This is a genomic window from Leptospira idonii, from assembly GCF_004770995.1.
In the GTDB taxonomy this organism is placed as follows: Bacteria; Spirochaetota; Leptospiria; order Leptospirales; family Leptospiraceae; genus Leptospira_A; species Leptospira_A idonii.
Genome location: NZ_RQHW01000003.1, coordinates 102057 through 115948, shown reverse-complemented (window position 1 = coordinate 115948; position 13892 = coordinate 102057). Strand labels below are relative to the sequence as shown.

The following is a 13892-nucleotide window of genomic DNA, read 5'->3' as shown; positions in this document are numbered from 1 at the left end:
AAAGAGAACACTGTTTCAAGTAGAATTTTTGCCGCTGAGGGGATTTATGAAAAAAATGTGAAATATGTGGTAACTAGTTACCACATATTTAGAAAATTTCTAATTACTTTTTAGAGTTTGGTTTCGGAGAAACTAGGAAGGTTTTGAGTTTCTCTTCTTCGTTCGTAAAATCAACAGTTACCACTTTTCCTTTTTCCAGTCGGATCAGAGTGACAGATCCTTTGTTTTGTGGAAAAAAGGAACCAGTTTTGTCGTCTCGAATCAAACGCATTCTGTACGAATATCCCTTCATTTTGGGAAGTGCTACAAATTTTGTGATAAGAGAAGGCATTCTATGGATGTCGGAGATAAATGCTGCTTGGTTCGCATTCAATAAAACATCTCCGTCTTTCTCAAGAATCTTATGAACGATTTTACTCGCATCCATATCCGAAACAAAAAGGATCTTTTGAATTTCCTGAGTGATGGATGCATTCTCATCGTGTTGATCCGTAAGAGAAACGGAAGGGAAGTCGGATCCGGGTTTGATCTCTGCAACTTCTTGAGCGTATATGCCCGAAGCGAATAAGACTAAAATTCCGGTGAGAACAGAAAGGATGTGTTTTCGGATAGAGAGTTTGCGAGACATTGTTTCCTCAATTGATTTAATTTGCGAATCGATTTAGATAATTTAATACTTGTTCGTTGCTCATTTTGCTGGCGTTGGAAAATTCCCCGCCTTTGGTAGTAGCTATGATCGTTTCGGAAGGATTCAAAATCACAAGTGCAGGAATTCCTTTTCCAATAGGATGCTCCAATCGTTCATCCAGATCCAAGTTTTGATCGAATCTTCCTACATCCACTTTCAAAATGATGTAATGATTTGTGATCAGTTCTTTGATTCGGGAATCCGAAGTAAGAATGCGGTCCAGTGCATTGCAGTCCGGGCACCAGTCGGCACTGAAAAGTACGATGAGCTTTTTATTTTCTTTTCCTGCCATCTGCAAAGAATCTTGAAATAGAGGTAATATGCTGGAACGAGGTGACTCGGAACATCCGAATCCACCAAACATAAGCAAGCTGAATGCGACAGCCAAGGAACAAAGAAGTTTCATGAATGTTATTTTTTAGACGGGTGGAAAAGAGGAGAAGTGCGTTTTTAAGGAAAAGGAAGATTCGGGAAGGAAAAGGTTAGAGAAGCCAGAAGGCCTCTCTTTATTTTTTAACTAGTTCTTTGAGGATTTCTTGTCTTTTTTTGTCTTTGTCAACATGAGAAAGCGCAAGCCACTCTCTTTTAAGCTGTTTTTCAGAAACACCTTTCAGAGTTGCGAATTTTCCGAGAATTTTTGCTGTTTTTGAGTTCATGCGTGTCAGGTTCTCCTTCGGGTTTTTCCTGTCAATGTACATCCAAAAGGATCTGCCTTTGGTCCATTTCTATGGGACATAATTTATAAGTCTTCAAATCCAATTCTCTGTCCTTTATCATCTTTTCCATCCTCCATTGCTTTTCTGTTGGGTTTTTTTCTTGGTGTTTCTTCCCCTTTCCTGCGCCATCTTTTGCTTTACTGGGAGCGCTGATGCGGCCAATCTGAGGCATAGAAGCAATTGGGAGATTTCCATTTCCTTTCTGTTTTTAATCTCTAATCCATGTTTGAAAGAAGAATCTCTATCTCCCAAGCTCTGGCTCAGGAATTGGTAAAAACCATCCGCCTTCTGGCATTGTCCGGAAAATCTCATTTTAGAAAATATCTCTATGACCCTTTGGCTTATGCCGGATGGGAAAAAGACAAGGCGCAGTCGAGTCTCTCCGCAGGGAAGATGATGGACAAGCTGAAAGAGGATATTGAAGATCCCGCCTATCAAAATACGATCGGTCCGCAGTGCAAACGTTTGGTGTCGAACGCTTTGTCCGAAACCTTGTCCGCATTAGGTGATTCCTGCATCTTTTTTTTGGAAAGAATTCAGGAAGATCAGAAACTTGCTCAAACTCCGGAAGCTTTGGATTTCGTTTCCGCAATCGAAAAGTCTTTGAAAGATTTTTCCGTCCTCACTCAGACAAAAAACGAAAAACTATTTGAAGATACGATTCGTAACTTTACGGGAGACGAATTGAGATCCGCTTTCGAGCCTGTGAAATTGGATACGGCTCATCAAAAAGTATATCTGGAAAAGGAAGTTCATAATCTTTACCAGCAGATTCTTGCGGCAAGCAAAACGAATAATTTCTCCCGCTGCAAAAAACTTTTATCCAAATACATCATCGATTACAGCGATTCCGATTCATATAACGAATCAGAGGTGGAAAAATTACTTTCCGCTGTGGATAAAAGAGAGCCCGGCTTCAAACAGAATGTGATGGATTCTCTAGCTATTGATCTTTATTATTCCGTTACAAAAGGAATTTTGGAAGGTAACGCAAGAAAGGCGATCCAAGGGATTCGTAAGTATGCGCATATCTTCGAAGGAAATCCGGATATCAAAAATTATTACGAGATCGATTCCTTGGAAAGAAAACTGTACGGAATCATACAAGCGAAAGATTTGATGAAAGACTTAAAAAAAGGATTATGAAATGGCAAATCTTACATTGAGCGAGAAGTTGGACGGCAATCGTTTGATTCTGAAAATCGGAGGAGAGTTGGACGCAAAAACGGCTCCCGATTTGAAACTAAAACTAGAGTTAGCTGTAAATAACGGAGTGAATCTAATCGTTTGCGATTGCACTCTTCTAACTTATATCGCTTCGGCAGGGATCGGAGTTCTCAATGCAATGCAGAAATTTTTGAAGGAAAAATCGGGAGAAATCGTTTTCTGTCATTTGAAGAAGGAAGTGAAAGATACGATGGAACTTATGTACTTCACGAAAAAGGTCAAGATCTTCGGAAATTTAGAGGAAGCATTGGCCGGGATTTGAAGTTCAGACCGGAAACCTCCTTCCGTTTCCCGAACGACTTAGGGGAACTAACAAACATTAGAGAAAAGGTTCGTCATTTTTTAGGGGAAGATTGTACCGATCTGGTCAAATCTAGAATCGTTTTTTGTCTGGATGAGGCCGCTACGAATGTCATCGAACACGGTTTTCCTGAAAAAAAACTTTCCTTAATCGAACTGAAAATGTCGGAAAACGAAGAAGGTTATTTGTTTGTAATTACGGATGAAGGAATTCCCTTCGATCCCACCCTAAAGGAAAGTGAAGATTTGGAGAAACTCTATGAAGAAGGCGCAGATGGAGGATTCGGACTTCAGTCGATTCGAAACATCATGTCTCTTCGTTATCAGTATCTTTCCGACTCCCAAAAGAACCAGTTAACATTGATTTATCCAAGAGAAACCTTATGATCAAAAATAAATTTTTAAGAGCGGTTCTGCCCGGAATCCGTGCCAAACTTTCTTTTTTCACTGCAATTCTAGTTATTACGATCTTATCCATCACCTCGGTCATTCATTACAGGCAACAGAGTTCCGCCTTGGAAGAAAAACTGGGAATGGAGCTTAAAAGTCCTCTCGAATATGTGAGCTCAGTCGTAGTCGATCTGGAAAATCTAAGCCGCAGTTTAGTGTTAGTCGAAGAATATAAAATCAGAGTTAAAGAAAAGAAAAAAGAACTCAGTAAATTCAAAAGGACGGTCGTCAGCAAAGAAAAAGGTTTTTTCGGAGCCTTAAAATCTTTCGGGCAGTCCATAGGCCTCAATGTGAAACGAGGCAACGTATATCATTCCGTAGATACTTATTTTTCCCGTTATCTTTCCGAAAAGGAAATCGTAGATTTCGAAGTGAATGTAAAAAACCGTCTTCGCAAAGAAAACGGAGCGCCGATAGATCCTGTTCAATATGAGAGAATCAGAGTTTTAGCTGAGAAAATCGCTTCTTCCCGAATCGGCATCGAAACTTCCAAATCCAGAATGGAAGAAATCGAAGAAGAGAAAAAAGCCATAGAGGAAGAACTGCTCAAGGAAGGTTTGGCTCCTAAAGATCAGAAGAAACTAACAGCAAACAAAGATAAGCTGGAAAGAGAGAGAAAAACTTCCGAAAAAAACATTCCTATCAATGAGAAAAAAATAGAATCGGGAGAAACCGCTTTGGCTAAGGCCTTACAGGCTTTTTTCCGTGGTTCGTATAAGGATAAAATTTCTTCTTTGGGTTTGGTTCCGGATAAAATCAGAATTTTAGCTTATGATAGAAACGGAAAAGAAACTTTGGATACCGGTTTGTTGTTTTCCGTTTCCTCTGAAACCGGAAAAAAATTATTTCAAAATCAGGAATTTAAGGCAAGTAAAGCTTCTCTCTTTCAGGATAAGGACGTTCTGAATACGATCCAAAACAAATCTGAGTCGGAAAGTTACGAAGTAGGGGGGAGGCAATTCGAAGTGGTGTACCGCCCCGTTTTCAGAAGCCCCATCACTGCGGAGAGATCCAGGCTCATCGCGGAAGAATTGGCGAAAGAGGATAGCATTTGGAGATCTTACTTGGAAGAGGATAAAAAAATATCCTTAGAGATCGGTGAATTGTCCCAGAAGTTGAAAGCTAGAATTTCCTTTTTGAGAAAAGAAGGAAAGGTAAAACCTTCTTCGGATGCGGAATATAAATCTCTAACGGCTGCTTATCGACAATTATTGAAGAAAAGAGAAATCAAACTGGAATCTCTTCAACCTTATAAACAGGTTTATTCCGATTTAGAAAAAGGCTGGAAACAGAAAAAAGAATCCGTTACGAACAAAATCTCTGAAAAATCCAAAGAGATTACGGATTGGCAGAAACGTTCCAAAACTCCTCCTAAGGAAGGAGAAAAACAACTATCAGCGGAAGAAATCCAAGACAAAATCAAAAGTCTGGAAGCGGCAGAGGAAGAACTGAGAGATGCGTTGCTCCAACTGGAAGGAACTAAGGAAGATTGGAGTTCCATATCAGAAAGAAGGATAGAAGATTCTTTTTACGGTTTGAGAGAAGCCGCGTTGGAAGATTTTGCTTTTCTTTCGTTCCAAACCGGTTCTTCGGGCTTGAGAAGATATTATAAAGAAGCTCCGGAAAGAAAAGAAACACAAGTTAAATGGAAACTTTTGCGGGATTGGATTCTTTCCGGAGATTCCGAAACCGAACTCCCTAAGTTTACGAAAAACAAATGGGATTCCGGAATTTTAGTACGCAGCAGAAGCGAAGCGGAAGAAATGATGTGGGCGCTCGACTCAGCTCCTCTTTCCATGTTGGAAGAAAAAATCGGAAAAGGTTTGGTTTATGATCTTCTTAGAAAAGATCTTCTCGGCTACAACATTGTCCTCATCGATAGAACGGACGGCGCAAGACAGATGCGCAAAAACAGAGAAGAACTTCTTCAATTCACTGCAATTATCGGAATCATCGCTATTCTGTTAGCTTATGTATTGGCTTCGTTTGTCGTTAGACGAATTCGCCTCATCAGCAGAAAAGCCGAAGAAATCGGAGAAGGAAATTTGGAAGTGCAGTTTCCTAGAGCCGGTTATGATGAGATAGGAATTTTAAGCGAATCATTGAATGATATGGTGAAAGGTTTGAAGGAAGGCGAGGAAATGAGAGGTGAACTTCTTGCCGCAGAAGAGATTCAAAAACGACTTCTCCCCGAAACCCTTCCCACTCATTTGAAAGACCAAGTGGAATTCGGTGCCTTTTACAAAGCGATGGCAGGAGTAGGCGGCGATTATTACGATTTCATTGAATTAGAAAATGGGAAAGTTGCCTTTTGCATCGGGGACGTTTCGAATCACGGTGTGGGGCCTGCCATCATCATGGCATTGTTCCGTGCTCAAATCCGTTCCATCTTGAGAAGAGGGGAAAGGAATTTGAAAAAGATTCTTTTGGAAGTGAATGCTCATGTTTATGACGATACTCCCGATCATATCTTCGTTACTTTTTTTATGGGAATTTTCGATTCCGTAAATTCACGAATCGAATATATTTCCGCAGGTCATATCAAACCGGTGTTTTACGATGCTTCCGAGAAAAAAATCCATCTTCTTCCCGCAGGAGGACTTCCTATCGGTATGGATGAAAATTCTTTCTTCGAAACCACAGTCGAAAGAAGGGCTTTGAATTTGGACTCTGGAGATTTGTTTTTTCAATATACGGACGGTTTGGATGAAGCCCGTTCTCCCGACGGAAGTATGTACACCAAGGAAAGAGTGGCCAAACTCATTCGGGAAAACGGAGAAAAATCTCCCGAAGAATTGATCCAAATCGTTGTTTCCGACCTACAGACTCATACGAATTACGATTTGAAAAAGCCGGGACTTTCCCAACTCTCCGATGACGTGGCAATGATTGCTTTGCGTAAAAAATAGGCTTTTAGGGGTCACAGATTCCTTGACCCCTAACCCTGCGCAGAAACATAGTAAGACCTAGAAATTTCCGGCTACTATGAACAAACAACTCTCCGACCGTTACGAACCCGAATCCGTAGAATCAAAATGGATTCAGAAATGGGAAGATGCGAAAGCGTTTTCTCCCGATCAGACTGCGAAAGAAAGTTTTTCCATAGTCATTCCTCCTCCCAATGTAACGGGAAATTTGCATATCGGACATGCTTTAAATCACACCATCCAAGACATCATCATCCGTATCGAACGGAAAAAAGGTAAAAACGTAGTTTGGGTTCCCGGTATGGATCATGCGGGAATCGCCACTCAGGTAGTCGTAGAGCGAGAGTTAGCTAAAGAAGGAAAAAAGAGAACCGACTTCACCAGAGACGAGTTCAATAAAAAAGTTTGGGAATGGAAAGCTCATTCCGGTGGAATGATCACTCGCCAGCAACGTTTGTTAGGTGAGTCAGTGGATTGGAGCAGAGAAAGGTTCACCTTCGATGAAGGACTTTCCAAAGCGGTCATTCTTGTATTTAAGAAGTTATATGAAGAAGGTTTGATTTACAGAGGGGAAAGAATCATCAACTGGTGCCCTGTCACTAAAACCGCCATTTCAGACATAGAAGTGGAGTATAAGGAAAAACAAGGCAAACTCTATCATATTCGTTATCCCAAGGCGGAAGCGGTTCGTTCCGGAAAAAACATTCAATCTCTTTCTAAAGACGACTATATTGTGGTAGCTACCACAAGACCGGAAACCATGTTCGGGGACGTAGCGGTATGCGCTCATCCGGAAGATCCCAGATATGCTTCTCTCAAAGGCAAAAATCTAATTCTTCCTTTGGTGGATAAGGAAATTCCTCTTCTTTACGATTCTTTCGTGGATAAAGAATTCGGTTCGGGACTAGTAAAAATCACTCCCGCACACGATCCTAACGACTATGAGGCGGGATTGCGCCTCGGGCTCACTCCTATTCTTGTGATGAATTTGGACGGGACCCTCAACCAATTAGCGGGGAAATTCGCAGGAATGGATCGTTTCGAAGCACGTAAAAAAGTGGTCGAGGAACTTGAATCCTTAGGTTATATCGAAAAAATAGAAAATCATACTCACAGTGTAGGACACAACCAAAGAGGCGGGGCGGTGATCGAACCGATGCTTTCTACGCAATGGTTTGTGAAAATCGAAAGTCTCGCCAAACCTGCGATCGATGCTGTTCGTTCCGGTAAAGTTCAGTTCCAACCTAAGATGTGGGAAAAAACTTATTTCGAGTGGATGGAAAACATCAAAGACTGGTGCATCTCCAGGCAATTGTGGTGGGGACATAGAATTCCCGCTTATTATCTTCCTGACGGTTCTTTGGTCGTTGCGGAATCTTTGGAAGAAGCGAAATCTCTTTTTCGAAAACAAGGTAAAACTTTCCAAGATGGTGAGATCACTCAAGACGAAGACGTTTTGGATACTTGGTTCTCTTCCGGACTTTGGCCGTTTACGGTTTTCGGATGGCCGGAACAAACAAAGGAAATAAAAAATTATTATCCTACTGCTGTTTTAGTTACCGGGTTCGACATCATATTCTTTTGGGTCGCTCGTATGATCATGAGTGGATTGAAGTTTATGGGAGATGTTCCTTTCCATAAAGTTTTGATTCACGGACTAGTGAGAGATAAAGACGGTAAAAAGTTCAGCAAGTCTTTGGGCAACGTAGTGGATCCTCTGGACATGATGACCAAATACGGAACTGATTCTTTTCGTTTTTTCCTGGCAGCTGTTCTTCCGGAAGGAAAAGATATCTTGTTCGATGAATCTAGGTTAGACGGTTATAGATCTTTCTGTAATAAAATATGGAATTCCAGCAGATTCATTTTCATGAATCTTCCCGAAGATTTTAAAGTCCAGGAACCCGATTTGTCCAAATTGGAAGAGACCGACCTTTGGATCTTTCATGAATTCGATAAAACCTTACAGGCGTATGAAAAAGCTTATGCCGATTATCATTTCTTCGAAATGGCAAACTTGGTGTACGAATTCATTTGGGGATCTTTCTGTGATTGGTACATAGAACTTTCCAAAGCAAGAATTTACGGAAACGTAACTCCTGAATCCCAAGAGGCATCCCGCCAAGTTCTTGTTAGTATTTTAAACAAATCTTTGGGACTGCTCCATCCTTTTATGCCTTTTTTGACGGAAGAGATTCATTCTCTTCTTTCCGACGAACTTTTAGTAAGAACCAAATTCCCGGTGAAGTATGGAGTTTCTTCCGATCATCCTGCGGTTAAAAAAATGGAAGTTCTGCAGGAGATCGTAACCAAGGTTCGAAATATGCGGGCGGAATTAGGAGTGAAGCCTGAAAAAAAATGCCAAATCATTCTGAAGTCGTCTGAAGCTTTTGTTTCTCAGATGATAGAAAAAGAATATAAATCCCTTCTTCAGCTAACAAAAGCAGATTCTATTCTCTTCGACAATGCTCATGAGGTAACGAATACCGATTCTGTGGGAGCCTTTTCCATAGGGGAAATCGTTCTTCCTTTGGCGGGCATCTTTGATTTTGAAAAAGAAAAACAAAGATTGGAAAAAGAGAAAAAACAAATCGTTTTGGAAATGGAAAAACTGGAAGCTAAAATCAATAACCCCGCTTTCGTGGAAAAAGCAAAACCCGAAGTTGTGGAAAAAGAAAAAGAGAAGTATGCGACTTGGAAAGAAAAGTTGGATAGCACATTGCGAGCGTTAGAGAAAATTGGAAACTAAATTTAAAGTTTTATTGATCGGGAGCGGGGGAAGAGAACATGCTTTGGCCCACTCCATTTTACAGTCTCCTTTATTGGAAGAATTGAAGGTGTTCCCCGGAAACGGAGGATTTGATCCTGCTTTGATTCTTCCTTCGGAAAAAATTTCCATTACGAACAAAGAATCGTTTTTATCTTATTTGAAAAATTCAGGAACGAACTTCGTAGTTGTTGGACCCGAAGATCCGTTAGTTGCCGGTATTGCGGACTGGTGTGAAGAAGTAAACATTCCATGTTTCGGTCCTTCCGCATACTGCGCTCAAATCGAAGGTTCTAAACATTTTGCAAAAGAGATGATGAAGAAGGCACATGTTCCTACGGCATCTTTTGCAGTATTCGAAGATCATAATTCCGCCTGGGCCTATGCGCAAAAACAGATTTTACCTTTAGTTGTAAAGGCGGATGGTCTTGCCGCAGGAAAAGGTGTCACTGTCGCCACTACAATGGATGAAGTAAAAGAGGCTTTGAACGACATTTTCATTGAACAAAAGTTCGGTGAAAGCGGCGCAAAAGTGGTCCTCGAATCTTTTTTAGAGGGAAATGAAGCTTCTTTGTTTGTTATTACAGACGGAAAAAACTTTATGTGTCTTCCCGCTGCACAGGATCATAAAAGAGCTTTCGACGGCGATATCGGTCCGAACACGGGGGGAATGGGAGCCTATGCTCCCGCTCCGATCCTCACTCCTTCCATTCTAAAACAAGTAGAATCATCCGTCATCATTCCAATGTTACGTGAGTTTAGAGAGGCGAAACATCCTTACAAAGGACTTCTCTATGTGGGACTTATGATTTCTCCGGAAGGGAAAGCTAATGTAGTGGAATTCAATTGCAGATTCGGAGATCCTGAAACACAGTGTGTATTGCGTTTGTTAGATGAAGATATTCTTCCTATTTTCCATCAAGCGTCCACAGGCAGTTTGGAATCCAGAAATATCAAACTTAAGAATGCTGCAAGTGCGGTCGTGGTTCTTGCCGCAAAAGGATATCCCGATGCTCCTATGAAGGGTCTACCTTTGGAAGTTCCTCCGAATGAAGGTTCCGTATTGGTATTTCATGCGGGAACGAAATGGGACGGAGGGAAACTTCTTTCTTCCGGAGGAAGAATTTTAGGAATCACTTCCGTTTCGGAAAATCTGAAAGACAGTTTGCAGCAATGTTATTCTCATTTGGATAAAATCAACGCACCTAACACTTTTTACAGAAGAGATATAGGAAAGAGAGCTATCTAAATGCCGTTCGCCGTTTCGGGAAATGTAGGAGTCTTTGAAAAAGGTACTCTTCGTAATTTTGAAAAACAATTAGGAATCATTTTATCCGAAAACCAGCCCCATTTGCAGCAGCATTTGATGATCCGCAGAGCCCTCCAACATCTGGGAGGTTCCGTAAGCGTTCTCAGCGGCCTTAGCAGACAAGAACTCCTTTCCTTTATTTTCGTATTAACACAGTTCGGTGATACAATCCGTTCGGAAACTCCTGCAGAATATATGCAGGTGGAAGCCATTCCTTATGTGGTGCAATGGCAGAAGGGACATTATATGATCCCTCTCGAAATTTTGGAATATCTCGCTCATGAAAGAATTTTCAGAGACCAGGGATATCTATTCGCACTGATTCCTGCACTTCCTATCAAAGAGAAAAAAGCATGGATTAGGTGGATGGGAGTCGATTTCGAAAAAGGGGGAGACAGAGATCTTAATTTTGAAATTTATTTCCAATGTCGACTTTTGCAAAAACCTTTTTTGGGAAAATCACTCGTTCAAGAATCCGAGATTGAACTGAATCAAATCTGGCCTTACGGAAAAAACGAATATCTGGATTGGTTTTATAAAGGGCTTTCCTGCTTTTATTACTCTATGGAAGAAATGAGTAAAAGGGAAAAAGATCCTTTTTTACTTCATGTCATCGAACTCATCAAAGCGGGGAAATTCATTCTTAAAAAACTTCCCGATGTTTATGGAAAAGAAACCTCCTATTCTCTCGTTTCCACTGTGGAAGGAAACACTCCTCAGTTGAGAGAAACCATATTTCAATGGGAAGTGGAAAGAATCCGCAAAGATTCCCTGTTCTGATTTTTCGCTTTTAATAATCCCTTCGCAGAATAAGTTGCTATTGTACCCATGGATCGTTCCTTAAAAGAGCTCAAAAAACAAACCCAAGAAGTCATCACCAATTTCCAAGACTACTGGGACTTGCACAATATGCAGGAAGACTACGACCGCCTATTGTCTTTTATCGAAAAGGCGAATGACCCTAAACTTTGGGACAATCCTGATCAGGCAAAGTCGGTCACACAAAGACGAAACGAACTTCAACTTAAATTAGATCCTTGGCTCGAATTGAAAAAAGAGCTGATGGAACTCCCCGATCTCATCGAACTCACCACAGAAGAATTAGGTGATGCAGGATTACCCACTCTTAACGGAGACTTCGAACGATTATTCGCAGCCTTTGAGAATTTACAGATGTTAGATGCTCTTGCTGGCAAAGACGACAACAAAGCCGCATTCATCAATATCCATCCGGGCGCAGGTGGGACAGAATCCCAAGATTGGGCGGATATGCTTTTGAGGATGTACACTCGTTATTGTGAGCAAAAAGGGTACAAAGCTTCTTTGGTCGACTACCAACCAGGTGAGACAGCGGGAATCAAAAACGCCACTCTTTATATCCAAGGAGATCATCCTTTCGGGTATTTAAAATGTGAGTCCGGAGTGCATCGACTGGTTCGTATTTCTCCCTTCGATTCCAATAAACGAAGACATACTTCTTTCGCATCCATCTATGTGACTCCCGAAGTGGACGACGACATTAAGATCGTCATCGAAGAAAAAGACCTCCGCGTAGACGTCTATCGTTCGTCAGGTGCAGGGGGACAGCACGTCAACACTACCGACTCTGCGGTTCGTATCACTCATATCCCTACCGGAATCGTAGTTTCCTGTCAGATGGAAAGATCCCAGATCAAAAACAGGGACACTGCGATGAAGATGCTTAAGGCCAGACTTTACGAAATGGAAAAGCAGAAGGCGGAAGAAGAGAACGAAAAAAAGTCGGGCGAAAAAAGAGACATTGCCTGGGGTTCACAAATTCGCAGTTATGTGTTCCATCCTTATAATCTGGTCAAAGATCATAGAACCGATTTCGAAACGGGAAACGTTCACGGTGTTATGGACGGAGATTTGGAAGGTTTTATCATCGCTTATCTGAAATACATCACCAATCTTCGTTCCGGCGTAAAAACGTAAATCATGGCGCAACCTCAGGACATTTCAGGCACGATCCGAAAAATTCAGAAAGAAATTCACGTTCTTCCTAATATTACGGACCGCTTGAATTTTATTCTGGACGCGACCCTCGCTTTATTCGGAGCCACAACGGGAAGTATTTCCATCGCAGACAACGAAGAACATGTGCTTACTATCGTAGCGGCGAAGGGAATGGATTGGGAAAAGAAAATTGCCGCCAAACTTCCGTTCAATTTGGGTGTGACTGGAAGAGCGGCATCCTCCAGAGAAATCGTTTATGTTCCGGACGTTTTTTTAGATCCAAGTTACATTAAACTGATCGAATCTGTTCGTTCCGAGCTTGCCATTCCTTTGTTGACTAGGGACACCACCATCGGAGTTTTGAACCTCGAATCGGACAAAGTGAACTTTTTCTCTCCTTCCATCGTAAATCAGGCGAATCTATTCGCTTCTCAGCTTACGATTGTTATTTTGGAAGAAAGAATCGCAAAAGAAGCTGTCGAAAAGTCGAAAAGAGAAGAAGACCCTGTAGAGGAAATTTTAGGTTACGATCCTCTGATTTTATTTTTGAAGAATAGAATTCGTCAAGTGGGTCCTTCAGATACTTCCGTAATGATCATAGGAGAAGAGGGAGCGGGAAAAAAACTCGTTTCGAAGTCTCTTCACTTCGTTTCTCAAAGAAAGTCCAAACCGTTTTTCACCGTCGATTGTTCCGGCCTCAGCTATGAATTGTTAGAGGCCGAACTTTTCGGATCTTTCTCCGGTAAAATTTTTAATCCGGGAAAATTGGAACAAGCGAACGGAGGCTCCATCTACATAGAATCGATCGGTGATCTTCCTCTCGATTTGCAGGATCGTTTGTTTCGAACTTTGAACGAGAAAAAAGTTCCTAATCCTACCAACTCCGAAGAGCAGGTTCTCAATTTGCGGGTTTTTACGGGAAGCAAACGGGATCTTTTGGACGAGATTCAAAAGGGAAAGTTCTCTATGGATCTTTACTACCGACTAGCGGAAGTTCCTCTAAGAGTTCCTCCTCTCAGAGAAAGAAGAGGCGACATCCCTCTGTTAGCTCATCATTTTTTATATATTTACAACCGCCAATACGGGAGAGAAAAAACTTTCTCTAACGATGCGATTCGTGCTTTGTCCGTCATGCCTTGGGGCGGTAACGTTCGTCAGTTGCAGAGCGTGATCCAATATGCGGTTCTGGTCGCCCCCGAATCGGAGTTGGAGCCTAGTTCTTTTTCTCAAGGAAACATTGTAGGTAAAGGTGAGACGGAATCCATTGCCAATCTTACCCCTTCTGCGGGAAATTTGACTATTCCCTCCGACATTCTCACTCCTAACGACAATCTATCTTTGAAAATCGCCACCGAAAGACTGGAAGCTATGTGGATCAAGGAAGCGTTTCAAAGAGTTACCACACAGGAAGAAGCGGCCAAGTTATTGGGGATCAGCCGAGGTGCCCTCCAATATAAGATCAAAAACAACCAATTTCTGGCAGGATATAACTCCTAAGCCCCCATAAGACCCGAAAAAGTCCTGGATTCAT

Annotated in this window: 12 protein-coding genes; 9 read left to right on the top strand and 3 right to left on the bottom strand. The window is 41.6% G+C overall.

Annotation, left to right across the window (positions count from 1 at the left end):
- Positions 1 to 103: 103 nt before the first annotated feature.
- The 3 genes from EHS15_RS01645 to EHS15_RS19010 all read right to left on the bottom strand — a co-directional run bounded on the left by EHS15_RS01645 (position 104) and on the right by EHS15_RS19010 (position 1344).
- On the bottom strand, positions 104 to 628 hold the full coding sequence (locus EHS15_RS01645; RefSeq protein WP_246051850.1) for a hypothetical protein: 525 nt from the start codon (positions 626 to 628) through the stop codon (positions 104 to 106).
- A gap of 16 nt (positions 629 to 644) precedes the next feature.
- Positions 645 to 1094, bottom strand: a complete 450-nt coding sequence (locus tag EHS15_RS01640; RefSeq protein ID WP_135758790.1) for a thioredoxin family protein — start codon at positions 1092 to 1094, stop codon at positions 645 to 647.
- Between the two features lie 100 nt (positions 1095 to 1194).
- Entirely contained in the window at positions 1195 to 1344 is a 150-nt protein-coding gene (locus EHS15_RS19010; RefSeq protein WP_167884126.1) for a hypothetical protein, read from the bottom strand.
- Between the two features lie 282 nt (positions 1345 to 1626).
- On the opposite strand from EHS15_RS19010, the gene EHS15_RS01635 reads away from it, so the two are divergent.
- The 9 genes from EHS15_RS01635 (at position 1627) to EHS15_RS01595 (ending at position 13858) form a co-directional block, all read left to right on the top strand.
- Positions 1627 to 2550 (top strand): hypothetical protein, encoded by a 924-nt coding sequence (locus EHS15_RS01635; protein ID WP_135758789.1) that lies wholly within the window; start codon positions 1627 to 1629, stop codon positions 2548 to 2550.
- Between the two features lies 1 nt (position 2551).
- A complete protein-coding gene (locus EHS15_RS01630; RefSeq protein WP_135758788.1) occupies positions 2552 to 2893 on the top strand; it encodes an STAS domain-containing protein in 342 nt (113 codons plus the stop codon).
- On the top strand, positions 2890 to 3318 hold the full coding sequence (locus EHS15_RS01625; RefSeq protein ID WP_135758787.1) for an ATP-binding protein: 429 nt from the start codon (positions 2890 to 2892) through the stop codon (positions 3316 to 3318). Before EHS15_RS01630 ends, EHS15_RS01625 begins: the two co-directional genes overlap by 4 nt.
- Complete coding sequence (locus tag EHS15_RS01620) at positions 3315 to 6290, top strand: PP2C family protein-serine/threonine phosphatase (RefSeq protein ID WP_135758786.1); 2976 nt, start codon at positions 3315 to 3317, stop codon at positions 6288 to 6290. The genes EHS15_RS01625 and EHS15_RS01620 overlap by 4 nt, the downstream gene beginning before the upstream one ends.
- 76 nt (positions 6291 to 6366) lie before the next feature.
- Positions 6367 to 9057 carry a valine--tRNA ligase gene (locus tag EHS15_RS01615; RefSeq protein ID WP_135758785.1) on the top strand — a complete coding sequence of 897 codons (2691 nt, stop codon included), beginning with the start codon at positions 6367 to 6369 and terminating at the stop codon, positions 9055 to 9057.
- Positions 9047 to 10324 carry a phosphoribosylamine--glycine ligase gene (purD, locus tag EHS15_RS01610; RefSeq protein WP_135758784.1) on the top strand — a complete coding sequence of 426 codons (1278 nt, stop codon included), beginning with the start codon at positions 9047 to 9049 and terminating at the stop codon, positions 10322 to 10324. The genes EHS15_RS01615 and purD overlap by 11 nt, the downstream gene beginning before the upstream one ends.
- Positions 10325 to 11164: a hypothetical protein gene (locus EHS15_RS01605; RefSeq protein ID WP_135758783.1), complete on the top strand. Its 840-nt coding sequence runs from the start codon at positions 10325 to 10327 to the stop codon at positions 11162 to 11164.
- Between the two features lie 48 nt (positions 11165 to 11212).
- Positions 11213 to 12340, top strand: coding sequence for a peptide chain release factor 2 (gene prfB / locus EHS15_RS01600; RefSeq protein WP_135758782.1), 1128 nt, complete (start codon positions 11213 to 11215; stop codon positions 12338 to 12340).
- 3 nt (positions 12341 to 12343) lie between these two features.
- On the top strand, positions 12344 to 13858 hold the full coding sequence (locus tag EHS15_RS01595; protein WP_135758781.1) for a sigma 54-interacting transcriptional regulator: 1515 nt from the start codon (positions 12344 to 12346) through the stop codon (positions 13856 to 13858).
- The last annotated feature ends 34 nt before the right edge of the window (positions 13859 to 13892 follow it).

Bases quoted from the DNA above. Each gene is read 5' to 3' on its own strand.
- EHS15_RS01645 (WP_246051850.1), bottom strand. From the start codon at position 628: ATGTCTCGCAAACTCTCTATCCGAAAACACATCCTTTCTGTTCTCACC.
- EHS15_RS01640 (WP_135758790.1), bottom strand. From the start codon at position 1,094: ATGAAACTTCTTTGTTCCTTGGCTGTCGCATTCAGCTTGCTTATGTTT.
- EHS15_RS19010 (WP_167884126.1), bottom strand. From the start codon at position 1,344: ATGAACTCAAAAACAGCAAAAATTCTCGGAAAATTCGCAACTCTGAAA.
- EHS15_RS01635 (WP_135758789.1), top strand. From the start codon at position 1,627: ATGTTTGAAAGAAGAATCTCTATCTCCCAAGCTCTGGCTCAGGAATTG.
- EHS15_RS01630 (WP_135758788.1), top strand. From the start codon at position 2,552: ATGGCAAATCTTACATTGAGCGAGAAGTTGGACGGCAATCGTTTGATT.
- EHS15_RS01620 (WP_135758786.1), top strand. From the start codon at position 3,315: ATGATCAAAAATAAATTTTTAAGAGCGGTTCTGCCCGGAATCCGTGCC.
- EHS15_RS01615 (WP_135758785.1), top strand. From the start codon at position 6,367: ATGAACAAACAACTCTCCGACCGTTACGAACCCGAATCCGTAGAATCA.
- EHS15_RS01605 (WP_135758783.1), top strand. From the start codon at position 10,325: ATGCCGTTCGCCGTTTCGGGAAATGTAGGAGTCTTTGAAAAAGGTACT.
- prfB (WP_135758782.1), top strand. From the start codon at position 11,213: ATGGATCGTTCCTTAAAAGAGCTCAAAAAACAAACCCAAGAAGTCATC.
- EHS15_RS01595 (WP_135758781.1), top strand. From the start codon at position 12,344: ATGGCGCAACCTCAGGACATTTCAGGCACGATCCGAAAAATTCAGAAA.